Origin of the sequence: Flavobacterium enshiense (genome assembly GCF_022836875.1) — a bacterium.
Taxonomy (GTDB): Bacteria; Bacteroidota; Bacteroidia; order Flavobacteriales; family Flavobacteriaceae; genus Flavobacterium; species Flavobacterium enshiense_A.
Window position 1 is genome coordinate 1,185,125 of sequence record NZ_CP090376.1, and the last position, 24,630, is coordinate 1,209,754.

Annotated in this window: 22 protein-coding genes; 15 read left to right on the forward strand and 7 right to left on the reverse strand. The window is 38.6% G+C overall.

All coding sequences use genetic code 11. The features are described 5' to 3' along the window. Positions 1-27: 27 nt before the first annotated feature. The 10 genes from LZF87_RS05360 (at position 28) to LZF87_RS05405 (ending at position 14,162) form a co-directional block, all read left to right on the forward strand. Positions 28-2,508 (forward strand): DUF5686 and carboxypeptidase-like regulatory domain-containing protein, encoded by a 2,481-nt coding sequence (locus LZF87_RS05360; protein ID WP_244342475.1) that lies wholly within the window; start codon positions 28-30, stop codon positions 2,506-2,508. Continuing rightward, on the forward strand, positions 2,508-3,110 hold the full coding sequence (locus tag LZF87_RS05365; protein ID WP_244342497.1) for a DNA-3-methyladenine glycosylase family protein: 603 nt from the start codon (positions 2,508-2,510) through the stop codon (positions 3,108-3,110). The genes LZF87_RS05360 and LZF87_RS05365 overlap by 1 nt, the downstream gene beginning before the upstream one ends. 110 nt (positions 3,111-3,220) lie before the next feature. Further along, positions 3,221-3,751 carry an inorganic diphosphatase gene (locus LZF87_RS05370; protein ID WP_023574621.1) on the forward strand — a complete coding sequence of 177 codons (531 nt, stop codon included), beginning with the start codon at positions 3,221-3,223 and terminating at the stop codon, positions 3,749-3,751. A gap of 115 nt (positions 3,752-3,866) precedes the next feature. Beyond that, on the forward strand, positions 3,867-6,431 hold the full coding sequence (locus LZF87_RS05375) for a sodium-translocating pyrophosphatase (RefSeq protein WP_244342517.1): 2,565 nt from the start codon (positions 3,867-3,869) through the stop codon (positions 6,429-6,431). A gap of 105 nt (positions 6,432-6,536) precedes the next feature. Next, the gene (locus LZF87_RS05380; protein WP_244342528.1) at positions 6,537-7,649 is read left to right on the forward strand and encodes a T9SS type A sorting domain-containing protein; all 1,113 of its coding nucleotides are present in this window, start codon (positions 6,537-6,539) and stop codon (positions 7,647-7,649) included. Positions 7,650-7,739: 90 nt separating this feature from the next. Further along, a complete protein-coding gene (locus LZF87_RS05385; protein ID WP_244342540.1) occupies positions 7,740-10,007 on the forward strand; it encodes a glycoside hydrolase family 20 protein in 2,268 nt (755 codons plus the stop codon). An 11-nt stretch (positions 10,008-10,018) separates the two neighbouring features. Continuing rightward, positions 10,019-11,020 carry an isoaspartyl peptidase/L-asparaginase family protein gene (locus LZF87_RS05390; RefSeq protein WP_244342550.1) on the forward strand — a complete coding sequence of 334 codons (1,002 nt, stop codon included), beginning with the start codon at positions 10,019-10,021 and terminating at the stop codon, positions 11,018-11,020. Continuing rightward, complete coding sequence (locus tag LZF87_RS05395) at positions 11,017-11,688, forward strand: copper homeostasis protein CutC (RefSeq protein WP_244342557.1); 672 nt, start codon at positions 11,017-11,019, stop codon at positions 11,686-11,688. Before LZF87_RS05390 ends, LZF87_RS05395 begins: the two co-directional genes overlap by 4 nt. Beyond that, positions 11,685-12,614 (forward strand): glycosyl hydrolase 2 galactose-binding domain-containing protein, encoded by a 930-nt coding sequence (locus LZF87_RS05400; protein WP_244342559.1) that lies wholly within the window; start codon positions 11,685-11,687, stop codon positions 12,612-12,614. The genes LZF87_RS05395 and LZF87_RS05400 overlap by 4 nt, the downstream gene beginning before the upstream one ends. A 57-nt stretch (positions 12,615-12,671) precedes the next feature. After that, entirely contained in the window at positions 12,672-14,162 is a 1,491-nt protein-coding gene (locus LZF87_RS05405) for a beta-mannosidase (RefSeq protein WP_244342571.1), read from the forward strand. On the opposite strand, the gene LZF87_RS05410 is transcribed toward LZF87_RS05405, so the two are convergent. The 6 genes from LZF87_RS05410 to LZF87_RS05435 form a co-directional block, all read right to left on the reverse strand. Further along, positions 14,153-14,536 carry a hypothetical protein gene (locus LZF87_RS05410; RefSeq protein WP_244342589.1) on the reverse strand — a complete coding sequence of 128 codons (384 nt, stop codon included), beginning with the start codon at positions 14,534-14,536 and terminating at the stop codon, positions 14,153-14,155. The two genes, LZF87_RS05405 and LZF87_RS05410, sit on opposite strands and share 10 nt — an antisense overlap. A 76-nt stretch (positions 14,537-14,612) precedes the next feature. Further along, entirely contained in the window at positions 14,613-14,999 is a 387-nt protein-coding gene (locus LZF87_RS05415) for a hypothetical protein (RefSeq protein WP_244342591.1), read from the reverse strand. Between the two features lie 91 nt (positions 15,000-15,090). Next, positions 15,091-15,507 carry a hypothetical protein gene (locus tag LZF87_RS05420; RefSeq protein WP_244342600.1) on the reverse strand — a complete coding sequence of 139 codons (417 nt, stop codon included), beginning with the start codon at positions 15,505-15,507 and terminating at the stop codon, positions 15,091-15,093. Positions 15,508-15,656: 149 nt separating this feature from the next. Next, the gene (locus LZF87_RS05425; RefSeq protein ID WP_244342602.1) at positions 15,657-16,025 is read right to left on the reverse strand and encodes a hypothetical protein; all 369 of its coding nucleotides are present in this window, start codon (positions 16,023-16,025) and stop codon (positions 15,657-15,659) included. Positions 16,026-16,125: 100 nt separating this feature from the next. After that, a complete protein-coding gene (locus LZF87_RS05430; protein WP_023574610.1) occupies positions 16,126-16,740 on the reverse strand; it encodes a deoxynucleoside kinase in 615 nt (204 codons plus the stop codon). Beyond that, positions 16,740-17,531, reverse strand: coding sequence for a hypothetical protein (locus LZF87_RS05435; RefSeq protein ID WP_244342603.1), 792 nt, complete (start codon positions 17,529-17,531; stop codon positions 16,740-16,742). The genes LZF87_RS05430 and LZF87_RS05435 overlap by 1 nt, the downstream gene beginning before the upstream one ends. Positions 17,532-17,699: 168 nt before the next feature. On the opposite strand from LZF87_RS05435, the gene LZF87_RS05440 reads away from it, so the two are divergent. Both LZF87_RS05440 and LZF87_RS05445 read left to right on the forward strand, forming a co-directional pair. Then, a complete protein-coding gene (locus tag LZF87_RS05440; RefSeq protein WP_244342612.1) occupies positions 17,700-18,626 on the forward strand; it encodes a GLPGLI family protein in 927 nt (308 codons plus the stop codon). Between the two features lie 50 nt (positions 18,627-18,676). Beyond that, complete coding sequence (locus tag LZF87_RS05445) at positions 18,677-21,478, forward strand: TonB-dependent receptor (RefSeq protein WP_244342614.1); 2,802 nt, start codon at positions 18,677-18,679, stop codon at positions 21,476-21,478. Positions 21,479-21,665: 187 nt separating this feature from the next. Here the strand turns inward: LZF87_RS05445 and metK are convergent, their stop codons facing one another. Then, positions 21,666-22,916 carry a methionine adenosyltransferase gene (gene metK, locus LZF87_RS05450; protein WP_244342623.1) on the reverse strand — a complete coding sequence of 417 codons (1,251 nt, stop codon included), beginning with the start codon at positions 22,914-22,916 and terminating at the stop codon, positions 21,666-21,668. Between the two features lie 693 nt (positions 22,917-23,609). Here metK and LZF87_RS05455 point away from each other — a divergent pair. The 3 genes from LZF87_RS05455 to LZF87_RS05465 are packed head-to-tail and all read left to right on the forward strand — an operon-like array spanning position 23,610 to position 24,483. Then, the gene (locus LZF87_RS05455; protein ID WP_244342624.1) at positions 23,610-23,786 is read left to right on the forward strand and encodes a hypothetical protein; all 177 of its coding nucleotides are present in this window, start codon (positions 23,610-23,612) and stop codon (positions 23,784-23,786) included. Between the two features lie 28 nt (positions 23,787-23,814). After that, positions 23,815-24,000 (forward strand): hypothetical protein, encoded by a 186-nt coding sequence (locus LZF87_RS05460; protein ID WP_244342633.1) that lies wholly within the window; start codon positions 23,815-23,817, stop codon positions 23,998-24,000. Between the two features lie 24 nt (positions 24,001-24,024). After that, positions 24,025-24,483 (forward strand): OsmC family protein, encoded by a 459-nt coding sequence (locus tag LZF87_RS05465; RefSeq protein ID WP_244342635.1) that lies wholly within the window; start codon positions 24,025-24,027, stop codon positions 24,481-24,483. Positions 24,484-24,630: the final 147 nt, after the last annotated feature.

Genomic DNA, 24,630 nt, shown 5'->3' on the forward strand with positions numbered 1-24,630 from the left:
TTGGTGAAGTTTTTTTTTTATCGGCCTATGAAGAAGTTTTTACTGGTTTTAAGTTTTTTTATTTTTTATATCAGCATGTCGGCACAGACCAAGGTGGGTGGAGTGATCTATGATGAAAACAACCAGCCGATGAGTTATGCCAATGTATATTTTAAGGGTTCGACCGAAGGAATCGTTTCGGATGAAAATGGGCGGTTCTATCTTCAATCCGATAAAACTTATAAGATACTGGTTGCGTCCTTTGTTGGATATAAGGCGGTAGAAATCTCCTTGACAAAATCGGTTGATCTTAACATGAAGATTACCATCAAACCGGATAATCAACTTCAGGAAGTTAAAATTTATACCGGAAAAACTTCAAAAAAGAACAATCCAGCCATTGATATTCTCCGAAAAATATGGGAACGTAAGAGGAAAAATGGATTGCACATGTTTGATCAGTATCAATACGATAAATACGAAAAAGTGGAATTTGACTTGAATTCCATCGATAGTGCTTTCAAGGCAAATAAGATTTTTGAAGGCATGGAGTTTATCTGGGACAGAATTGACACTTCGAAAGTCACAGGAAAGGCTTTCTTGCCAATATTTATTAACGAAACGCTTAGTGAAGTTTACGCTGATAATGTCAAAGGAAAAAAGAAAGAAATAGTCAAGGCTAATAAAAATTCGGGTTTAGGAACCGGAGACGGTGTGAATACCTTTATTAAAGATTTGTATGCCGAGTATGATATTTATAATAATTACCTGAAATTTTTTGATAAGGATTTCGTAAGTCCGCTTTCCCGAACCGGTATCAACGTGTATAATTATGTGTTGTCAGACAGTGCTTTTATAGACAACAAATGGTGCTACAATATTATTTTCTATCCGCGAAGAAAAAATGAATTGACGTTCAAAGGTGATTTTTGGGTAAATGATTCCACATTTGCCATTAAAAAAATCAACATGGAGGCAAGTAAAAGTGCCAATATCAACTGGGTGAAAGAGATTTATATTGAACAGGAATTCGATGTGCTCAACGATTCGGTATTTTTATTGAAAAGGGATCATATGATGTCGGATTTCAGTTTCTCCAAAAAGGAAAAATCAAAAGGAGTATATGGAAAACGAACCACTTTGGTGAAAAATCATAAGTTCAATATTCCTAAAGACGAGAAATTCTATAAGGAAGAAGTGGATGCTTATGACAGCGAAGTCTATACTAAACCTGATGAGTATTGGGAGGAAAATCGTTTTGAAAGCCTCAGCAAGAATGAAAAAGGGATTTATGGGCTTTTGGATACATTAAATACGATTCCGAAGTTCAAAAGGTTCTATAGCCTGGCCACTGTTCTTGCTAGTGGTTATATAGAGATGCCCAAATACAAGTTTGATTACGGACCGGTGTACTCCACTTTCGGATATAATGATGTTGAAGGGTTGCGTTTGCGTGTTGGAGGAAGAACGTATTTTGGTCCCAACGATCCTTGGCGCTTACAAGGGTTTGCCGCTTATGGTTTAAAGGACGATCAATTTAAATACGGGATTTCCGGAAAGTGGTTGGTTGACAAGAAAAACAGATTGATCCTATCGGCAGGGCACAGAAGGGATGTGGAGCAAATAGGGGTGAGTTTGACCACTACAAACGATGTGTTAGGGCGTAGTTTTGCATCCAGTTCCTTGTTTTCAACCGGAACCAATAATAAACTGACTTCAATTAACCTGTCAATGCTTTCTGCCGAAATGGAGGTCGTAAAAAATTTGACAGTTGAAGCAAATCTTACCTACCGAACCTTAAAATCGGCGTCCGATCAATTTAGTTTGGATTATTTTGATGAAAACGGCACTATTCAGAGTCAGGTAAAACAGTCTGAAATCGAATTTAGGGTGGATTATACTCCAAACCGAAGAACCATTGGGCATGGTGTCGAAAGATTGCTGGTAGATTACAATTTCACACGTTTTTTTGTCAATTACGCTCACGGTTTTAAAGGTGTTCTTGATAGTGATTTTGATTATAGAAAACTCCAGTTTTATTACAGACAGCCTGTTCTTATAGGAGGTTTTGGCCGTTTGTTCACTACCATGGAACTTGGGAAAATATTTAATGAAGTGCCTTTGGGCTTAATGGGAGTTGTTCCAGGTAACCAATCATGGTTTCAGATAGATAATACATTCAGTAATCTGCAGTATTATGAGTTCCTTGTTGATCGATATGCCTCGTTTCATTTAGAACACCATTTTAACGGAAGGCTTTTTTCAAGGGTACCGCTGCTGCGAAAATTAAACTGGAGGGAAATTGTCGGTGTCAAAGGGGTAGTTGGTACTGTTTCAGATGAAAATATAGCTATAAATGCTTCCGGATTGGAATACCGCGCTCCGGAAAACGGATATTGGGAATACCATGCAGGAATTGGGAATATTTTCAAGTGTTTCCGCTTGGATTTCAGTTGGAGAGGGAATTACTTAAATGTACCTGATGCTAATAAATTCGCCGTTAAAGGTTCATTTGGCTTCTATTTCTAATGAAAAATGCAATAGCGCATCTTCTTAAAAACGAAGATAAGTTTCAGAAAATAGTTGCGTTATATGGCGAACCTACTTTTGTACAGCGCCCACCGGGTTTCGAAACGCTTTGCCTGCTGATTCTGGAACAACAGGTTTCCATAGACTCGGCCAAAGCGACATTCAATAAAATTAAACATAAGCTTCCTGATTTTTTACCTGAAACACTATTGGCTTGTTCAGATGAAGATTTTAGGGCTTGTGGGGTAAGCCGTCAAAAGACAGCCTATTTAAAAGCGCTTTCTCAAGCTGTTACCGACAAAACGCTGGATGTGGAAAGTTTGTCTTTTAAAGAACCCGAGGAAATCAGGGATGAACTGATAAAAATCAAAGGCATCGGTCATTGGACAATTGACGTGTATCTGATGTTTTGCCTGCAATCACCCGATATTATTCCGCTTGGCGATATTGCAGTTGTAAACACTATTAAGGAATTGTTTGACATTCACGAGAAAGAAGCTATGGCAACTTATGCTGAAAACTGGAAGCCGTACCGTTCCGCTGCTACTTTTTTTCTGTGGCATTACTACCTTAAGAAACGGGGAAGACAACAGCCTTATTAGATCTTTGTTATAATATTGCGAAATATGCTTCATAATTGTCTGAATTTCTTGTTGGAGAGTTGTTTTTGTACTACTTTTGCACCCGAAAAAAATACGTAAAAGTTAATACAATGACAGCTGATAAAATTAAAACTTTCGATGTTTTAATCGAAATCCCAAGAGGGAGCAGAAACAAATACGAATACGATTTCGAATTGAAAAGAATGCGTTTCGACAGAATGTTATTCTCGTCTATGATGTATCCTGCAGATTACGGTTTTATTCCTGAAACATTAGCGTTAGACGGAGATCCGTTGGACGTATTGGTTTTGGTTAACGAACCAACTTTCCCTGGATGTGTTATGGAAGTGAAGCCGATTGGTGTTTTCCACATGGCAGATGATAAAGGACCGGATGAGAAAATTATCTGTGTGCCGGTATCGGATCCAATCTGGAACAAATTAGACGATTTGTCTGATATGAATCCTCACTTGGTAAAAGAAATCGAACATTTCTTCCAGGTATACAAAGATTTGGAACACAAGAAAGTTGATGTTGAAGGATGGGGAGATGTAAACGATGCTAAACGTATCTTGAAAGAGTGCGTTGACCGTTTCAATGCTGTGGAAAATAAACCGGAAGGATTATTCAGTATTAAATAATAAGATTTCTTAAAATTTTATATAAAAAGCAATATTTCGCAAGGAGTATTGCTTTTTTATTTGTTTTTGTTTCTATATATTTACGAATATTAACCGAATACCAAAAACAAATTTTATGGGATCAATGGTGATTTACGTGCCAATCATAATGGCATTGTTAGGACTTGCTTTTATGTGGGTTAAAAGGAGTTGGGTTCTGAAGCAACATGCGGGTGATGGAAAAATGAAAGAGATTTCAGACCACATCTACGAGGGAGCATTAGCTTTTCTCAAAGCAGAATATAAATTGCTGGCACTTTTTGTTATTCTGGCAAGTATCATTCTGGCAACCGTTTCGTTTATTGTACCAACTACGCACATATTAATCGTTGTTGCCTTTGTTTTTGGTGCCTTTTTTTCGGCTTTGGCCGGAAATATGGGTATGAAAATCGCAACCAAGACAAATGTCAGAACCACTCAGGCAGCACGCAGCAGTTTACCTGATGCATTAAAAATTTCCTTTGGAGGCGGAACCGTAATGGGGCTTGGTGTCGCCGGTTTAGCCGTTTTAGGACTGACGTCTTTCTTTATTTTCTTCTTTAATTACTTCATGCATGGCACGTGGACTTCCACCGAAGATATGACTGTCGTGTTGGAAACGCTGGCCGGTTTTTCTCTTGGTGCAGAATCTATTGCCTTATTCGCTCGTGTGGGTGGCGGGATTTACACTAAAGCCGCCGATGTGGGTGCCGATCTTGTTGGAAAAGTAGAAGCGGGTATTCCCGAAGACGATCCGCGAAATCCTGCGACTATTGCTGATAATGTAGGTGATAATGTGGGGGATGTTGCCGGAATGGGTGCTGATTTGTTCGGTTCGTACGTGGCAACGGTTTTGGCAGCCATGGTACTCGGAAATTATGTTATCAAAGATATGGGAGGTAATATTCAGGATGAGTTTGGCGGAATCGGACCCATTTTACTGCCAATGACAATTGCCGGTTTCGGAATCCTGTTCTCGATTATAGGAACGATGCTGGTTAAAATTACAAGCAACGATGCCAAAGAAAAGCAGGTTCAAGCTGCTTTAAACGTTGGGAACTGGGTTGCAATCGGACTGACATTAGTGGCTTGCTACTTTTTGGTGCAATACTTGTTGCCTGAAACCATGAAAATGAATTTTTACGGAGAAGGTCTAAAAGAAATCTCATCCATGAGAGTGTTTTATGCTACAATCGTAGGATTAACGGTAGGAGGTGTGATTTCCTCGGTAACGGAATACTACACTGGATTAGGAACCAAACCTGTTTTGGCAATCGTACAAAAATCGTCTACAGGAGCGGGAACAAATGTAATTGCCGGTTTGGCTACAGGAATGATTTCTACTTTTCCAACGGTATTATTGTTCGGGATAGCTATTTGGGTATCGTACGCTTTAGCAGGATTCTACGGGGTAGCTTTAGCGGCTTCGGCAATGATGGCTACTACGGCTATGCAATTGGCCATTGATGCATTCGGGCCTATTTCAGATAATGCGGGAGGAATCGCCGAGATGAGCGAATTGCCAAAAGAAGTCCGCACCAGAACCGATATTTTGGATTCGGTAGGAAATACTACAGCGGCAACCGGAAAGGGCTTTGCCATTGCGTCGGCAGCGTTAACTTCATTGGCATTGTTTGCTGCGTATGTTACTTTTACTGGAATTGACGGAATCAATATTTTCAAAGCGCCGGTTTTGGCGATGTTATTCATAGGCGGAATGATTCCGGTTGTTTTCTCTGCTCTGGCTATGAATTCGGTTGGAAAGGCAGCGATGGACATGGTGTACGAAGTACGCCGTCAGTTCAAAGAGATTCCGGGCATCATGGAAGGTAAAGGAAAACCGGAGTACGGAAAATGCGTAGAAATCTCAACAAAAGCCGCGTTACGCGAAATGATGTTACCGGGGCTACTTACCATCGGTTTTCCGATTTTTATTGTGATCTTAGGTAAACTGGTGTATTCAGGTAATAATCAAATGATCGCCGAAATGTTAGGCGGTTATATGGCAGGTGTTACTGTTTCGGGAGTGCTTTGGGCAATATTTCAAAACAATGCCGGTGGTGCGTGGGACAATGCTAAAAAATCATTTGAGGCAGGTGTGATGATTAACGGAGAAATGACTTTTAAAGGTTCCGATGCGCACAAAGCAGCGGTAACCGGTGATACTGTCGGAGATCCGTTTAAAGATACTTCCGGTCCTTCAATGAACATTTTAATCAAATTGACCTGTTTGATTGGATTGGTTATTGCGCCAATTTTAGGCGACGGACATTCTGATTCTGCAGTGATGGCTAAAGGCGGTTGTTGCGGTCAAAAGGGAATGTACGCCCAGCATAAAACGAAATGCGATATGTCTAAAATGGCCATGATGTCAAAGGAGGAATGCGCAAAAATGTGTGAGAAAATGGGCTGTTCCGATGAAGAAAAAGCCATGTGTGCGTCGTATTACGACGAAAACGGAAAATTCAAAGGTAGAAAAGGGATGATGAAAAAAGAAACGATGAAGCGTGTTTCCATCGAAAAAGAGACGGAAGACGGAAAAACAAAAGCGACAATTAAAACGACAACTATAGAAAACGGAAAGGAAACAGAAAAAGTAGAAACTTTTGAAGGAACCGAAGCCGAAGTTGATGCTAAAATTGAAGCCTCAAAAAATAAATAAACGGTTTGATAAGAAATAAAAGTCTCACAATTTGTGGGACTTTTTTATTTTTACATCAAAAATTGTTTTACCTTAGTTTTTTATTAAATGCCTTACAAATTACATATGAAAAAATATTTTTACTTCCCATTATTGCTGTTGTTTATTACTATAGCTAAAGCACAACAACCCAATGATTGTGTCAATGCCATTACGATTAGTGCAAGTGGTGTTTTTAACTCGAATGCCTCAGGTGCTGGTAACGTTCAGGAAGTTATTGCATGTGGTCCAGGACGTGAGCATAATTCTATCTGGCTGAAAATTGTTATTGGGCAGGCAGGTACCTTGGGGTTTGATTTAATTCCAAAAAATCCCGATCTACTTAATGGTGATTATGATTTTTGGGTTTACGGACCAAACAGAACTTGTGGAACTGGTTTAGGCAGCGCAATCCGATGCAATGTAACTAATCCTCTAGAAGCTAATTTACCCAACAACATTACAGGCATGAATGGCAGTACTAATAGTATATCTGCCTGGTCTGGTACCGGAGGTAATAATTTAGCCTATGTAAAATGGCTGACAGTTGCAGTTGGTGAAATTTATTACATCGCTATTGATAGGCCATATGACACTGAAGGATTTGAGTTGCATTGGACAGGTTCTGCAGCTTTGGTGCCGGGACCGATAGCAAATCCCACTAGCGATTATACGATTGTTAGCGATGCTACACCAAATGTAGGCCTTTTTAATTTAGGTGTTAAACGAAGTGAAATAAATTCAGATTGGATTGCGAATTCTGTTGATTTTTTTACAACACTTGCCAATGCTGTTGATTATGTTTCGCCATTACCAAATATTTATGCAAACACCAGTAACCCACAAACAATATATGCACGGGTCACCAACAAAACAACAGGTTATTTTAGCCTTTCACAATTTAATTTAGTTGTGTCTACTACTACTCTAAGTGTTAATCTTGATTCAGCAAATGGTTACTCGGTTACAGCTAATCCAAACCCTTTTAAGGAAAACTTCAAACTCGACTTAACCACTTCTAATCAAGAGACAGTTGGTGTTTTTGTGTATGATATGTTAGGAAAATTAATTGACGAAAGACAAATTTTACCAAATGCAGTTTCCGATTGGCAAATAGGAGGTAAATACCCTTCAGGGATTTACAATATTGTAGTAAGTCAGGGTGATAAAACGAAAACCCTTCGAATAATAAAAAAGTAATTCTTTTGATAAATTGATAAATGCCTCACGAAAGTGGGGCATTTTTCTTATCTTTTTTATATAAATTAGCCAAAGACAAACAACACTTCCATGACTTCTAGACTAATTGTATTTTTAGTATTGCTTTTCAATAGTGCCTTTTCGCAAAATCCATTGCCGTTAATTCCGAAACCCAAAGAATTGGTTCAAAAAGACGGGAACTTCGTTTTAAACCATACAACACTTATTCTGATTGGTAATTCAGAAAGCAATACAGAAATTAAGCTGTTCAACCAGTTTTTAAAATCGGCATACGGATTCGAACTGAAAACAACAAACAATTCCAAGAGTCCGCTGAAGACAATTCAGATCCAGGTTGAAAATCCGAAAGACAATCAATCGGGTGAATATGAGTTGAAAGTAGGCAATTCAAAAATACAGATTTTCTCCAAAGGGAACATAGGACTGTTTTACGCGTTTCAGACATTGGAACAATTGCTTCCGGTCGAAAAAAAAGCCGAACTGAAAATCCCGTGTCTCGAAATAAAAGACGAACCAAAATACGTTTGGCGCGGAATGCATTTAGATGTCGGACGTCATTTCTTTCCAAAGGAATTCATCAAAAAATATATAGATTATTTGGCGATGTACAAAATGAATACTTTTCACTGGCATTTAACCGAAGACCAGGGTTGGCGTATCGAAATCAAAAAATATCCGAAATTAACTGAAGTAGGCGCCTGGCGCAATGGATCTATGGTAGGACATTATAACGATCAGAAGTTTGACGACAAAAAGTACGGCGGATTTTATACGCAGGAAGAAATTAAAGAAATCGTTGCCTATGCCAATGAACGCCACATCACTGTCGTTCCCGAAATTGAAATGCCTGGCCATTCCCAAGCGGCTTTAGCGGCGTATCAGGAGTTATCATGTACCGGCGGACCGTTTGAAGTAGCGATGCAATGGGGTGTTTTGGATGATGTGTATTGTCCTAAAGAAGAGACATTCGAATTTTTGCAGAATGTCCTGACCGAAGTTCTGGATTTATTTCCATCAGAATACATTCATATCGGTGGTGATGAAAGTCCGAAAACACGTTGGAAGAACTGCGCTCACTGTCAGGCACTCATCAAAAAAGAAGGGTTGAATGATGAACACGAATTACAAAGTTATTTCATCAGACGAATTGAGAAATTCCTAAATTCCAAAGGAAGACAAATTATCGGTTGGGATGAAATCCTGGAAGGCGGATTGGCGCCTAATGCAGCTGTAATGAGCTGGCGTGGTACGGAAGGCGGAATTACAGCGGCAAAACAAAAACATAAGGCTGTAATGACACCGGGCTCGCATTGTTATTTCGACCATTATCAGGGAGAGCCCAAAAACGAGCCGGTTGCCATCGGCGGATACACAACAGTAGAAAAAGTATATTCGTTTGAACCGACTCCAAAAGAGCTGACTTCGGAGGAAGCAAAATATATATTGGGCGCCCAGGGAAATGTCTGGACCGAATACATGAATACGCCTGAGCATGTCGAATACATGATTATGCCACGTATGGCCGCTTTGACGGAAGTGGTTTGGGGAACTTCCGATGCGTCGAAGTATCAGGATTTTCAAAACCGCTTGATACAGCATTTTTCGGTTTATGAAGCAAAAGGTATCAATTACAGTAAGGCACTGTTTGAAGTGACCTCCAAAGTTAGTCCGTCTGATAAAAGGCAGGGCGTTGTCTTCCTGCTGAAATCGACAAAAGAAGGTATCTGTTTTACCACTGACGGAACGAATCCGACCGCAGCTTCGAATAAATATGAAAAACCTATTTCAGTTACAGAAAGCCAAACCGTAAAAGCGGCTTATTTTGAAAATGGGAAACAGAAAAGCGCCATAATCGAGCAACCGTTTTTCATTACAAAATCAACCGGAAAGAAAATAAGTCTGGTGAATCAGCCTCATGGGAATTACGGAATCGGAGGTTCATTTACTCTGGTAGACGGAATGCGCGGAAATATGGAGAAATACGGGCGCGACTGGATTGGTTTCTGGGGAAAAGATTTGGATGCGACCATCGATTTGGGGAAGAAACAAGATGTTTCAAAAGTAACGGTTGATGTTTTAACCAGTGAAGGAAGTTGGATCTATTATCCGAAGTATGTTGAAGTTTTGGTGTCGGCAGATGGTAAAATGTTTCGTTCTGTGAAGAAAGTCACTGTTGAGGAAATCATTCAACAGAGAGGTGTGGCTGCAATCACATTTGATAAGCAAAAAGTAAAATACATCAAAGTTACAGCTCCAAACGCGGGCAAAATTCCGGAAGGGAAACCGGGTGCGGGCTCGGATTGCTGGTTGTTTGTGGATGAAATTATGGTGGAATAAAAAGTAAAAATATGGCAAATCGCAGGAATTTTTTAAAGACAACAGCCATCGCTTCAGTAGCGGTAGCCTTGAATGGCTTCCGTGGAAAAACGGAAGGAAACGAAGTGATTTTTCCTTCAGGGAAAGTAAAGAAACCCATTGTGCTTTCTACATGGAATTTCGGAATTCCGGCCAATGCAGCGGCATGGGATGTTCTTAAGAATAATGGACGTGCCCTCGATGCGGTGGAAGCCGGTGTAAGAATCCCGGAAAGCGACCCGAATGAGCGCAGTGTTGGTTACGGCGGGCGTCCTGACCGTGAAGGAAGGGTAACTTTAGATGCATGCATTATGGATGAGTTTTCCAATATCGGTTCGGTTGCCTGTTTAGAATACATCAAACATCCAATTAGTGTGGCCCGTGCCGTGATGGAAAAAACGCCTCACGTAATGTTGGTAGGCGATGGGGCTCTGCAATTTGCCTTGAACCAAGGATTTAAAAAAGAAAATCTGTTGGTGGAAGCTTCTGAAAAAGAATGGAAAGAGTGGCTGAAAACCAGCCAATATCATCCCAAAGCAAATATAGAAAATCACGATACCATCGGAATGATTGCCTTGGATGCGCACGGAAACCTTTCAGGTGCGTGTACCACAAGCGGATTGGCATACAAAATGCATGGCCGCGTGGGTGATTCGCCAATATTAGGTGCCGGACTGTACGTGGATAACGAAATCGGTGCCGCGACAGCCACAGGACACGGCGAAGAAGTAATCCGAATTACGGGTTGCCATTTGGTGGTGGAACTGATGCGTCAGGGGAGATCTCCACAAAAAGCATGTGAGGAAGCGGTTGCCCGAATTGTAAAGCTGACCAAAATCCGAAACAAAAATCTTAAGGATATTCAAGTCGGATTCATCGCATTGAACAAAAAAGGAGAGCACGGCGCATATTGCGTTCAGGGTGGGTTCAATTATGCGAAATATGATGAAACCGGAAATAAATTAATTGATGCCGATTACTTTTTGAAATCATGAAGAAATTAGAAATAGCTTGTTTTAATCCTGAGTCTGCAATAATTGCGCAACAAGGCGGAGCCGACAGGGTAGAACTTTGCGACAATATAAAAGAAGGCGGAACCACGCCAGATTTTGAGGCTACAAGGCAAACCCGCAAAAAATTAGATATTGATTTATATGTGATGATCCGTCCCAGAGGTGGTGATTTTGTGTATACCGAAGAAGAATTTCAGCAGATGAAAAATGAAATCGTGCAATTCAAAACCCTTGGTGTAAACGGATTTGTTTTCGGAATTTTAAATGCGGATAAAAGTATTGATGTACAGCGAAATTCTGAATTAGTAGAATTAGCAAAACCGCTTCCGTGTACGTTTCATAGGGCCTTTGATGAGGTTCACGACGTTTTTTTGTCGTTAGAGAACGTAATTCAATGCGGGTTTTCAACTATCCTTACTTCCGGAACAATGCCCAATGTGGTGGAAGGAATCACTGTGCTAAAGCAATTGGTGCAAAAAGCGAGTAACAGAATAGTAATAATGCCAGGTGGTGGCTTACGTTCGACTAATATCGAGTTACTTCAAGACCAAACCAATGCCGGGTTTTACCATTCTTCTGCCATTACAGATGGAAGTGAAATAGCTTCCATTGATGAGGTTAAGGTCTTGAAATCTAATTTAAACGAATGAAAGTTTTTTTGAGATTTCTTTTTGTTTTCTGTTGGCCGATGTTCATTTTGGCTCAAAATTCCTATTCCGATTTGGGAAAGGAAAACTGGAAATTCAGAAAGGAAGGCGATGCTAAATGGAGTCAGGCGTCTGTACCGGGAACGGTTCATACGGATTTGTTGCGCAATAAAATGATTCCGGATCCTTTTTTCGGAGCCAATGAAAAAGAACTGCAGTGGATTGAAAATGAAGACTGGGAATATGAAACTTCGTTTACTGTTTCTGCCAAAGATTCCGAAAGCGAAAATATCGAATTGCAGTTTGATGGTCTGGATACGTATGCCGAAGTTTTTCTAAATGGGAAATCGGTTTTGAAAGCCGATAATATGTTCCGAACCTGGAAAGTTGAGGTTAAGAATTACTTGAAACAGGGTGAAAATAAATTACAGGTTGTATTTCAGTCGGCCGTTAAAAAAGGGAAAAAAGCAGCTAAAAATCTTCCCTATACCTTGCCCGGCGATGAAAAGATATTTTCCCGAAAGGCACAATATCAGTACGGTTGGGATTGGGGGCCTCGTTTTGTTACAGCGGGAATATGGAAAAAAGTGCAGTTGCATTTCTGGAATTCGGCAACCATCGAAAATATAAAGTATGAGCAAAAGTCACTTACCGATGAAAAAGCAGAATTGATTTTTGATGTTGTGGTGAATTCTCAAAAAGCCGCAAACTATCAGTTGACGATAAATGAAAAATCAGTTGCTTTTCTGCTAAAAAATGGGAAGAACAATCTGAAAATAGGATATGAAATCAGAAATCCCAAACGTTGGTGGAGCAATGGTTTGGGAGAGGCCTATTTGTATCCGTTTGCCATTACTCTTTCTGGTGGGACAATTGTTTTGGATAAAAAAGAACTGAATATTGGTTTGCGGACCATTGAGCTGGTTTAGGAAAAGGACAATCTCGGAAAAAGCTTTTATTTTAAGCTCAATGGTGTTCCGGTTTTCATGAAAGGCGCCAACTATATTCCGCCCGACAGTTTTCTGCCAAAAGTAAACGATTCTGTTTATAAAAATATCGTAAAAAATGCTGTCGATGCCAATATGAACATGTTGAGGGTTTGGGGTGGCGGTGTGTATCCCGACGATGCTTTTTACAATGAGTGCGATAAAAACGGAATTCTGGTCTGGCAGGATTTTATGTTTGCCTGTGCGATGTATCCGGGTGACGAAGCCTTTCTGGGTAATGTAAAGATGGAGGTTGTCGATAATGTCAACCGACTGCAGAACCATCCGAGTCTGGCCATCTGGTGCGGGAACAACGAAAACGATGAAGGCTGGCATAATTGGGGCTGGCAAAAACAATACAAATATTCTGAGAAAGATTCGGCTAGAATCTGGAACGACTATAAAAAATTGTTTCACGAACTGATCCCGAAAACACTTGACAGTCTTTTGTCAAAAGAGAAGAACCTGTATTGGCCGTCATCACCGTCAATCGGTTGGGGGAGAAAGGAGAGCTTGCTTCAGGGGGATTCCCATTATTGGGGCATTTGGTGGGGTATGGAACCTTTTGAAATTTACAAGAAGAAAGTCGGCCGTTTTATGAGTGAATATGGTTTTCAGGGAATGCCGGATATGAGAACATTTAAAACGTTTGCCAATGAAAGCGATCTAAATCTTACTTCCGAAGCCGTAAAAAACCATCAGAAGCATCCGACAGGTTATCAGACCATTCAAACGTATATGGAGCGCGATTATAAGGTGCCCTCAACGTTTGAGGACTATGTTTATGTTTCGCAGCTTTTGCAGGCAGAAGGGATGAAAACAACTATTGAGGCCCATCGCAGGGCAAAACCGTATTGCATGGGAAGTTTGTATTGGCAGCTCAATGACTGTTGGCCGGTGACTTCGTGGAGTTCGGTGGATTATTTTGGGAACTGGAAAGCCTTTCATTATCAGGCGAAGCGTAGTTTTGAAAGTATTTTGGTTTCAGTTGCAGAAGAAGATAATCAATATAAAGTTTATGTGGTTAATGATGACGTGAAGTCCAAAAAAGGAATGCTGCAACTGGAATTGGTTGATTTTAATGGTAAAGTCTTGTGGAGATCGGCCTCGGAAATTCGAGTGGAAGAAAATACAAGTAAAATGTATTATTCAATCGATAAAAGTGAATTTGCAAGTTTCAATCACAAAGAAATCGTACTTTCAGGTAAAATTAAGTTTTATGATAGAGAAATTTTATCTGCATTGTATTATTTCGTGAAGCCGAAAGATTTAGAATTGAAGCAGCCGAAAATCTCCGCAACTCATTTAGATGAAAATACGGTGGAATTAACTACGGATGTTTTAGCTAAAAACGTTTTTCTTTCATCCGATAGAGGTCATTTTAGTGATAATTATTTTGATTTGCTCCCTAACGAAAAAAAGGTGATTCACATTAAAGGGGATTCGAAAAATATGCAGCTAAAGACTCTGAATGCATTCGTTTACCAATAATAAAAGCCATCGTTTTCTATGAAAAATATAAAAGCCAAAACAACTACAGAAACAAATGTGATAGTTCCAACTGTAGCAATTGTTGATGTTGTTTTGTCGGCTTGACGGACACTTTTAATTTTGTTTTTCTCAATCAGGACTTTTTTCATCTTCCCATAGTTTTTAGTGTGTCCATAATACATGCTGTCTGATTTTTCGACCTTCAGGTATTTGTGTTTTTTGTTATCTATAGTGGTGATTTTTATTCTTCTGTTTGCTGTGGCAGCTTCATCTAAACTTATTGGGATGCTTGAATAAACATGACAACCCTGAAAAAGAAAAATAAGGGCTAATAGTATACTAAGGATTTGGGTCTTTTTGTAAAGTGTTTTCATGACTCAGCTATTTATAGTTAATCATCCGCGGGGTTATTGATTTTTCTTGTTTTCTTGTCTTGTTCATTTGAAAAAGTTAATTAGGTACTTCCGCGTAACCAAGGTCAGACGTCATTGCAATGATCATTAAAATGCCAATTGGAACCACAACAATTCCGACCGATAAAAGTGTAGAACCTTCTTTGTTGACCGGATGGATACTCTTGATTTTTTCTATCTCCAATGGCACTTTTACTTTTTGTCCCCTAGTTTTGACAATACCGTAATAGGTGCTATCCGACTTTTCTATTTTTCTGAATTTGTGTTTCTTGTCGTCTGTAGTAGTGACTTTCATTCTTTTATTAGCAGCGACAGCTTCATCCAGACTTATCGGAACTTTATGATAAACATGACAACTTTGTAAAAGAAAAATAAAAGATAGAAGTAAACTTATGATTTGAATCTTTTTGTAAAGTACTTTCATGATGCAACGATTTATAGTTAATAATCCGTGACCCTCAATAGGTTTTGAGGATCAAATTTCTCTTTTTATAATTTCTGTATGCTTTAGAAAATTAGTATGGATGTTGCCCAGATTGGACGTGCCCACCCCCTATGTACACGTCGTCGTCGTCGGCGGCCCAAGCTAGGGCAATTAATCCGACATATGATATAAAAACAACTCCAATGGTTAAAAAGACAGAAGCTACTCCGTTAACGGGACGAATACTTTGAATTTTATCCGTGTGCAGCGGAACTTTTACCATTTGATTTCTTACTAAGGTGAGTCCGTAATATGTGCTGTCCGATTTGAGGATTCTTTTGAATTTGTATTTCTTGTTGTCTGTAGTAGTGACTTTCATTCTTTTATTAGCCGCAACAGCTTCGTCAAAACTCATTGCTGTTTTATGATACACTACGCAGCTTTGCAAAAGAAACATGAAGGACAGAAGTAAACTTAGGATACGGGCATTTTTGTAAAGTACTTTCATGACGTAACGGTTTAATGTTAATAATCCGTCTGGGCATCAGCAGTTTTGTAGTGGGGTATATAAAATTACAAAAAAAAAACCTCGTTACGAGAGGCTTTTCTGTTTAAAATGTGCTTTGTTGTATAAAGACTGGCCTTATCACTGCTGGTCTAATGTCCTGGAGCGGTTAGCCCTATTACATATAGAACCATGATGGCAATATTGGCTGTCCCTGAGGATGAATCCGCTGAGGCCGGTATGCTGGCTGCACGAATGTTTCGAATTTCATCTTTCTCTATAGGAACTCTTACTATTTGATCCCTAACTTCAGCAAGGCCGTAATATACACCGTCAGTTCTCTGTATTTTTCGGAATTTGTATTTTTTGTTACTGGCAGTAGTGACTTTCACTTTAGTGTTTGCCACAACTGCATTATCCAAACTTATAGGAACTTTGTCGTATGTACTACAGCATTGTAAAAGTAAAGGCATGGAGAGAAAGATACTTACGATTGGGGCTTTTTTGTAAAGTACTTTCATAACCCAATGACTTTAAATTAACCTTCAATAAACATTTGAATTCTTTGGTAGAGAGGTATATAAAGTTACAAAAAAAGCCTCAATATCAGAGGCTTTTAGTTTAAAATAATCCGTTTATTTCGGCATCAATTCTGTTGATTACATTTCCTAAATGTTCCGGGTTATTGACAAAATCGGTAGTGTCTACGTCGATAATCAATAACTTCCCTTTGTTGTAGGTTTGGGCCCAAGCTTCGTAGCGTTCGTTCAATCGGCTCAGGTAATCTATGGAAATCGTATTTTCATATTCACGTCCTCTTTTGTGAATCTGTCCTACAAGGTTTGGAATGGAACTTCTCAGGTAAATCAATAAATCAGGAGCTCCTACGAGATTCTCCATCATTTCAAACAGAGTGGAATAATTCTCGAAATCGCGATTGCTCATTAGTCCCATAGTGTGCAGATTGGGGGCGAAGATATGAGCATCCTCATAAATTGTTCTGTCCTGAATGAATTTTTTTCCGGTTTCACGGATTTGCAATACCTGGCGAAAACGGCTGTTCAGGAAGTAAATCTGCAAATTAAACGACCAGCGATCCATCGAATGATAAAAATCATCCAGATAGGGATTATCTACCACATCTTCATAATGCGGTTCCCATTTGTAATGTTTTGATAAAAGTCGGGTTAAAGTCGTTTTTCCGGCACCAATGTTTCCTGCTACAGCTATATGCATTATGGTAATATTAGTTTATAATTCCTGATTTCGTTGCCGGTAAAAATAGATAAAATTTGTTCTCTGTAATAGAAACTTTCAATGCTTTTTTCTTGTAGCGGAAGGATTTGTGAAGTTTCTTTTTCTAAGTCATAAATACTTAAAATTGTGCCTTTTTTTAACAATAGTTGTTTTGAAGATACAATCTGCATGCTGTCATATTCCGGAACATTACCGAGGAAATTTATCTTGCCGAAAATATTAGAGGCAAACAATTGATTCTCTTTGTTGATCCAGTAAAAATAGTTGTAGTCGGATTGGGTTTTGGCAATAGGCGATTCAAAAACAACGGTAATGGGGTTGAATGTTCTTTTGAGGTAATTGTAAAGCCCTAATTTCTGGGTGGCGAAATCAAACAGCCAGAGTTGGTTTTGAGAAGCCATGCATACCCACTGCGGTTGTAATTCCGGATTGGTTTCCGAAAAATTAATCTTTACGGTTTCATTCAGTTGGTTGTCCAATAAAACCACGGCATTCATTTCTTTGTAAAACAGGACCAGTTGCAGTGGATTCTGTAGGTCGACTTTTTCGATTTTTCCCAAAGCCAGGTTTTTGTACTCTTGTTTTTTCAGGCTGCTTTCTTTTTTTAGAACATTATCCTTAACGTAATAGTTAAAGCCAAAGGCATCCCGGCCTACAAACGAATCGGTCTCCGTTTTTTCGGAAGAGATAAATGTAATGTTGATTTTTTTCTCCTGGCTAAAACCAAAAGAAAAAAGCAAGAACAGCGTTATTTTTAAAAATCTGAGCATAGCGTGACAAATTACAAAAATAACGAAGAAAATTACAATGGTAAGAACTTGTTTTTATGATAAGTTTTTCTGTTTTAAACCTTTTGTCATAATTGTAGTCAAACAAAGAATTTTGTAACAAAACAGCGTTTCAAACGTCTTATAAGTCTCAATTAACTTTAGAAAATTATGAAAAAACTTTCGTTGACATTAATTGCAATATTTTGTGCTTCACTTGCCTCATTTGCACAGGAATTCCAGGGTATGGCCGTGTATGAATCCAAAACGAGTACTGCCGAATTTAAAGCCCGAATGGACGGAAACAAAGATGTTACTCCGGAAATGAGAAAAATGATGGAAGAGCGAATGAAGAAAATGTTCGAAAAAACATTCATTCTCAACTTTGACAAAACCAGTTCGATTTATAAAGAAGAAGAAAAATTAGAGGCTCCGGGTCAAAATGGGGGACGAATGAGAATGATGAGTTCCATGATGGGCGGCGGCGGAACGTACTATAAAAACGTAAAGGAGAAAACCTATACCGTTGATAAGGAATTTATGGGGAAAGAATTTTTGATCGTTGATTCCTTGCCTAAACTGAAATGGAAAATGACTGGCGAAACCAAAAAAATTGGCGAGTATAACTGCTTTAAAGCTACGGCTATAAAACCGGTAGACGCATCTGATTTCAGAAATGCACGCCTTAAAAAAGAGGGAGAAGCCAAGAAAGAAGGTGAGGCTAAAAAAGGAGAGGAAGGTAAGAAAGAAGAGGCTTCTAAAGAAAGAAGAGGCGGTTTTATGATGTCTGAATTTGATATGCCGAAAGAAATCGAGATTACGGCGTGGTACGCTCCTGAAATCCCAATCAATCAGGGGCCTGAAGGTTACTGGGGATTGCCAGGGCTTATTCTTGAAGTAAACGATGGAAAAACCGTAATCATGTGTTCAAAACTGGTGATGAATACGAAAGATAAGGTTGAGATCAAAGCACCTAAAAACGGAAAGGTTGTCAAACAAAAAGAATTCGACGAAATCGTAACCAAGAAAATGGAAGAAATGCGCGAGCAATGGCAGTCGCAAGGCGGAAACAGAGGAGGAGTCAGAATGGTACACTAAAATGCATAATTATTTAATTACCATTTAATCTGTTATTTCAAAACCGCTTTATGAAGAAAATATATCTTGTTGTTATGTTCTTAATAACAACAATCACTTTCGCGCAGGATGTGAAATTTGAAGGCGTGATCAAAGATACGACTGGAGTAGCTTTGGAAATGGCCAATATTATGGCTGTGAATCAGGCAACAAAGGCTATGGATGGCTATTCCATCACCAATGAAAAAGGACGTTTTCAGATTTCATTGCATCCTAATGCTGTCTATGACATAAAAGTAAGTTATGTAGGGTTTCAGCCTTATGAAACCACTATAAAAACCGGAACTGAAAACATCGTTAGAAACATCGTTCTGAAGGAAGGAACGATGCTTAACGAAATAGAAATCGTAAAGGAAATGCCTGTTTCCATCAGTGGGGATACCATTATTTACAATTCGGATTCCTTCAGAAATGGTACCGAACGAAAACTGGAAGATGTACTGAAAAAGCTACCTGGAGTTGAGGTGAACAAAGACGGTGAGATTCAGGTGGAAGGCAAAAAGGTTCAGAAAATTATGGTAGAAGGCAAGGATTTCTTTGATGGAGATACCAAAATCGCTACTAAAAATATCCCTGCCGATGCTTTAGATAAAATTCAGGTACTCAGAAATTATAACGAAGTGAGCAATCTGAAAGGCCTTGAAAACAACGAGGAAAATGTAGCAATTAATATCAAGTTGAAGGAAGGAAAAAAGAACTTCTGGTTTGGTGACATGACAGCCGGTATTGGCGTCGGGCATGATGAAGACCGGCATATTGTCAATCCAAAGCTGTTTTACTACAATCCGGAATACAGTGTGAACGTCATCGGGAATTTCAACAACATCGGTGAATTACCACTCACAATGCAGGATTATTTCAAGTTTACGGGTGGATTCAAAAACATGATGCGGAGAGGCGGAACCAGTTTTAACGTGGCTTCCAACGATTTGGGGATAATGACCCTGCGTAACAATCAGGCAAAGGAAATCGATACGAAATTCGGAGCAGCCAATTTCAGTTATAATCCGTCAAAAGCATGGACCATAAGCGGTTTCGGAATTTTAATGGGAAGTAAAACCGATTTGCTGACCAATGTAAAATCGACACGTATTGACGAAAGACCAAATTCAACAGGGGGAACCGATCAGTCAACAACGGTTAATGACGAAACATCGGCTACGAAACAAGACAGTAATTTAGGCTTTTTTAAATTGAGTTCAAGTTATGTGCCGTCAGATAAAGTGCATTTCGACTATGATGCTTTGGTTAAAGGTTCTAAGCAGGATGAAAACACGTCATTGATATCTAATTCCGTGACGACTCTTAACGGGGTTTCAGTACCGCAGTACAATGATGTTTACTCGAAAAAGAAACAAAATCCGTTTTCTTTCAATCAGAACCTGAATTACTATTATACGCTGGATGATAAGAATGTTTTTGCTTTTGAAATGCAGCATTTATATCAGGATGAGGATCCTTTTTATAATGCAAATTTAGCCTTCTTGCCATTTGTGAACATACCTGATCAGCCAATCTTACTGCCGGGATATGATGCTGATCAGAGCCGAAATGATATCAACCAAAATCGTTTTGTAAAAACCAATAAGGTAGATGCTAAATTTGACTATTATTACATGGTAACGCCAAAGAGTAATATCAATTTTACTTTCGGGAATACCTACTCGTATCAGAACTTTAATTCCCATATTTTCCAGATTTTAGACAATGGTTCGCAGAACGATCTGAATGATCCGACAAATAACAATGATGTGAATTATGCCTTTAATGATGTTTTTGCAGCATTGCATTATAAATTCATGACCGGAAAATTCACGTTCAATCCCGGTTTCAGCGTACACAATTATCAGACTAATGATGAGCAGCTGGGCACATCAAACAAAAATTCGTTCAATAGGTTCCTGCCTGATTTCTACGCGCTTTGGCAACTGAAAAAATCAGAAACACTAACATATAACTATTCCATGACCAATAATTTTACCGATATCAATAAATTGGCGGAGGGATATGTGTTTTCTAATTACAACAGTTTGTTTGGAGGAAACCGAATGCTTGAGAATTCATTGTCTCAGGTGCATTCCCTGCGTTATTTTAAATATAATATGTTCAATTTTGAGAATATTTTTGCTAATCTTACTTATACCAAGCAGGTCGATGCGATAAAAAGCAAAGTGTTGTTTGTGGGGATTAATCAGATTTCGTCTTCGGTTAATATGAATTCGAATTTTGCGGACGAGACTATTTCGGGGAGTGGTACTTACGGGCGCTCTTTCCTTCGCTATTACAAGGCTTCTTTCGGTGCCAGTCTGAACTGGAGTAAGTTTAATAACATCCGCGTTTTTGCAGACGCAGATGCCAATCCGGACAACAATCCAAGCGAGGTGCAGACTACCGAATCCTATACGCAAAATTATAACCTGAAATTCTCAACCAATTTCAAAAAGATTCCGAATGTGCAGTTGGCTTATAATTATACCGTTAATGATTTTTCAAGTGATACGTTCTATGTTGACAGTCCGTCGGTAACGTTGGAATATTATTTCCTTGATGCGTTTTCGTTTACGTCGGACTATTCATTCTATCATAATCGTAATAAATCGGAAACGTCAGATACTGAATACGATTTTCTTTCTGCTGCGTTGATGTATCAAAAGAAAGACAGTAAATGGGAATGGAAATTATCAGGAACCAATTTATTAGATACAAAATCGATTAACGATAGTAGTTTTAATCAGTTAGGAGGAACGAGTAGTTTTTCGAGTTATGCGGTTCAGTCACGCTATTTAATTCTGAGTCTTAAATATGCATTGTAACAGGTTTGTTATCTTTAATAAATTTATGAACAGAACAGAAAAAGAAGCCGTTGAAAAGATATTATAAAGTCTTTGGATTTGTGATTTTATCCTCTTTTATGAATGTTTTTGCAGAGTATTCTCTGTGAAGAATAATAAAAAAACCATCTGTTGTTACAGATGGTTTTTTATGTTTAAAAGTTTTCGATTATAATCCGAAAGCCGCTTTTACCTGGTCAACATAATCCAGTTTTTCCCAAGTAAATAATTCTACGGTTACTGTTTTCTCTTCTCCGCCTGGTGATTTGAAAGTTTTGGTAACGGTTTCTGGTTTACGTCCCATGTGTCCGTAAGCAGCCGTTTCACTGTAAATCGGGTTTCTCAATTTCAAACGCTGTTCGATGAAGTAAGGACGCATATCGAAAATAGCTTCTACTTTTTTAGCGATTTCCCCATCAGTTAAACTTACTTTAGAAGTTCCGTAAGTGTTGATGTAGATTCCCATTGGTTTTGCTACACCGATAGCATAAGAAACCTGAACTAAAATCTCGTCAGCGATTCCTGCCGCTACCAGGTTTTTAGCGATGTGGCGCGTAGCATAAGCTGCAGAACGGTCTACTTTAGAAGGGTCTTTTCCTGAGAAAGCACCACCACCGTGAGCACCTTTTCCGCCATAAGTATCCACGATAATTTTTCTTCCAGTTAATCCTGTATCTCCGTGAGGTCCGCCAATAACGAATTTTCCGGTAGGGTTAATGTGGTACTGAATTTTATCGTTGAATAAATGTGCATATTGAGGATATTTCGCAATGATTCTCGGAATCAAAATTTCGATAATATCTTTCTTGATTTTAGCCAACATTTCTGCTTCTGCATCGAAATCGTCGTGTTGAGTCGAGATTACGATAGCATCAATACGAACCGGTTTGTTGTTGTTGTCGTATTCTAATGTTACCTGAGATTTTGCATCAGGACGTAAATAAGTGATTGCGGAATTTTCTCTTCTTAAGGCAGCAAGCTCCTGTAATAACTTATGTGATAAATCCAAAGCCAATGGCATGTAATCAGACGTTTCATTAGTTGCATAACCAAACATCATTCCCTGGTCACCGGCACCTTGCTCTTCTTTGCTGGCACGGTCAACTCCCTGATTGATATCCTGAGATTGTTCATGAATGGCAGATAGAACACCACATGAGTTTGCTTCAAACATGTATTCGCTTTTTGTATATCCGATTTTACGGATTACATCACGCGCAATTTGCTGAACATCCAAATAAGTTTTGGATTTTACTTCTCCTGCAAGAATAACCTGTCCTGTAGTAACTAAAGTTTCGCAAGCTACTTTAGAATCGGCGTCAAAGGCCAAAAAATTATCGATTAATGCATCTGAAATCTGGTCCGCAACTTTGTCCGGATGTCCTTCACTCACTGATTCTGACGTAAATAAATAAGCCATAATTTAATTATTTTTAAATTTTAGTGAGGAAAAATAATTGCAGGGATTGCCTAAAGGAGTAGTGGGTACTGCTTTAGCATTTTTTATTGAGGTTGCAATCAGTTCAAATTTTTCCTCTTGTTTCGGATGCAAATGTATAAAAGAAATTTAATATTTAAACGGAATTTGTTATTTTTTTAATTTTTATGAATTCGCAATAAAAGTGTAATTACGAGGTGTTTGGATGTGTTTCTGTGATTAAAAATGTTAAAATTTGTTTTTTTATTTGGTCAGTCCAGAATTAGTTATCAAATTTGCTCCATCAAATAAGAAGAAAAATAAAATGAACTCAATTAAACGAAATATGCATACTTGTAAGTGGAATATATCCGCAGAGGGCGCTATTGTTTAAATTGAAAGTAAAATTTAAAATATAGAATTAAGCCTCTGCAAAATCGCAGAGGCTTTTTTTTTGAATCGATTACAACGTAAAAAAATACGTAAAAAAATAAAAAATGAAAACAACAACCATTAATAATAAATTTATGAAACGCATGAAGTGGGCTTGTAAGCACTACTGCCTGTATTATTGTTGTTACCGACATCGGATGAGTTAATCTCAAGTTATAGTTCAAACTGTAAAAGTCCTTTTGGTAACAAATCCGAAAGGACTTTTTTATTTCAAATTAAATTCAATCAAAAAAATATAAAATCATGACAGCTTTAAAAAATAAAATAAGAAGAATTAAATCGATAGTGTCATCAATAGAAAATGCGCAAAGCGATTTATTAGTAAGTCAATTACCGGCAATAAGTGAAGAATTGGTTGCCGATTCAGAATTGTTAATCGTTCAAATCAACGGGGAGGAAAATGAATTCCTGTTCATCTAATTAAGTTCAATCAATAAAAAATAATATCATGACAGTTTTAGAAAATAAAATAAGAAGAATTAAATCGATAGTATCGTCAATAGAAAACGCACAAAGCGATTTGTTAGGAAGTCTATTTACTACAGTTGCAGCAGTAAGTGAAGGATTAATTGCTGATTCAGAATTGTTAATCCTTCAAATCAACGCAGAGGAAAACGAATTCTTGTTTGTCTAATGCTTAAATGATAAATCAGAAGGTATGAGTAATAGAATTGTAACCATAAATGGTGTTTCGGGATCCGACAATCAGTTCCTGGTAAAAAACAACAATTTCAATATTGTTATCAGTAACTCGGTTTCAGGAGAGTCCGGTGAAGGACCGAGTCCAACCGATTACCTTCTGGCGGGTTTTGCCGGAAGTATCAATGCCGTAGGTCTGATTGTGGCGAAAGAATTGGGCATTGAATTGCAATCTCTGGAAGTGGAAATTGTCGGCGAACTTGAAACCAAAAAAATCGAAGGGCTGCAAACCCGTTCCAGGGCTGGTTTCAGGAAAATTGAAGTGCTTGTGAAGCCTGTTTCCGAGGCACCGCTTACGCTATTAAAGGAATGGATAGATACCGTAAAAGAAAGATGTCCACTGCGTGATAATCTCATGAATTCCACGCCGGTCATGCTGACTTTATTGAAAGAATACAATCAGCACAATGCTGCTTAGTTAAAAATTGTTTGTTTGTTTTTAAACTGCCTCCCGATATGTTTTTGAGGGAGGCAGTTTTGTTTTTACTCGCCAAGGTTGTTTTTTATAAACAGAAAAAACATCTACAAAAGCACTTCAAAATGAAAGTTTTTAGAAAAAATAACT

Bases quoted from the DNA above. Each gene is read 5' to 3' on its own strand.
- LZF87_RS05360 (WP_244342475.1), top strand. From the start codon at position 28: ATGAAGAAGTTTTTACTGGTTTTAAGTTTTTTTATTTTTTATATCAGC.
- LZF87_RS05365 (WP_244342497.1), top strand. From the start codon at position 2,508: ATGAAAAATGCAATAGCGCATCTTCTTAAAAACGAAGATAAGTTTCAG.
- LZF87_RS05370 (WP_023574621.1), top strand. From the start codon at position 3,221: ATGACAGCTGATAAAATTAAAACTTTCGATGTTTTAATCGAAATCCCA.
- LZF87_RS05375 (WP_244342517.1), top strand. From the start codon at position 3,867: ATGGGATCAATGGTGATTTACGTGCCAATCATAATGGCATTGTTAGGA.
- LZF87_RS05380 (WP_244342528.1), top strand. From the start codon at position 6,537: ATGAAAAAATATTTTTACTTCCCATTATTGCTGTTGTTTATTACTATA.
- LZF87_RS05385 (WP_244342540.1), top strand. From the start codon at position 7,740: ATGACTTCTAGACTAATTGTATTTTTAGTATTGCTTTTCAATAGTGCC.
- LZF87_RS05390 (WP_244342550.1), top strand. From the start codon at position 10,019: ATGGCAAATCGCAGGAATTTTTTAAAGACAACAGCCATCGCTTCAGTA.
- LZF87_RS05395 (WP_244342557.1), top strand. From the start codon at position 11,017: ATGAAGAAATTAGAAATAGCTTGTTTTAATCCTGAGTCTGCAATAATT.
- LZF87_RS05400 (WP_244342559.1), top strand. From the start codon at position 11,685: ATGAAAGTTTTTTTGAGATTTCTTTTTGTTTTCTGTTGGCCGATGTTC.
- LZF87_RS05405 (WP_244342571.1), top strand. From the start codon at position 12,672: ATGAAAGGCGCCAACTATATTCCGCCCGACAGTTTTCTGCCAAAAGTA.
- LZF87_RS05410 (WP_244342589.1), bottom strand. From the start codon at position 14,536: ATGAAAACACTTTACAAAAAGACCCAAATCCTTAGTATACTATTAGCC.
- LZF87_RS05415 (WP_244342591.1), bottom strand. From the start codon at position 14,999: ATGAAAGTACTTTACAAAAAGATTCAAATCATAAGTTTACTTCTATCT.
- LZF87_RS05420 (WP_244342600.1), bottom strand. From the start codon at position 15,507: ATGAAAGTACTTTACAAAAATGCCCGTATCCTAAGTTTACTTCTGTCC.
- LZF87_RS05425 (WP_244342602.1), bottom strand. From the start codon at position 16,025: ATGAAAGTACTTTACAAAAAAGCCCCAATCGTAAGTATCTTTCTCTCC.
- LZF87_RS05430 (WP_023574610.1), bottom strand. From the start codon at position 16,740: ATGCATATAGCTGTAGCAGGAAACATTGGTGCCGGAAAAACGACTTTA.
- LZF87_RS05435 (WP_244342603.1), bottom strand. From the start codon at position 17,531: ATGCTCAGATTTTTAAAAATAACGCTGTTCTTGCTTTTTTCTTTTGGT.
- LZF87_RS05440 (WP_244342612.1), top strand. From the start codon at position 17,700: ATGAAAAAACTTTCGTTGACATTAATTGCAATATTTTGTGCTTCACTT.
- LZF87_RS05445 (WP_244342614.1), top strand. From the start codon at position 18,677: ATGAAGAAAATATATCTTGTTGTTATGTTCTTAATAACAACAATCACT.
- metK (WP_244342623.1), bottom strand. From the start codon at position 22,916: ATGGCTTATTTATTTACGTCAGAATCAGTGAGTGAAGGACATCCGGAC.
- LZF87_RS05455 (WP_244342624.1), top strand. From the start codon at position 23,610: ATGACAGCTTTAAAAAATAAAATAAGAAGAATTAAATCGATAGTGTCA.
- LZF87_RS05460 (WP_244342633.1), top strand. From the start codon at position 23,815: ATGACAGTTTTAGAAAATAAAATAAGAAGAATTAAATCGATAGTATCG.
- LZF87_RS05465 (WP_244342635.1), top strand. From the start codon at position 24,025: ATGAGTAATAGAATTGTAACCATAAATGGTGTTTCGGGATCCGACAAT.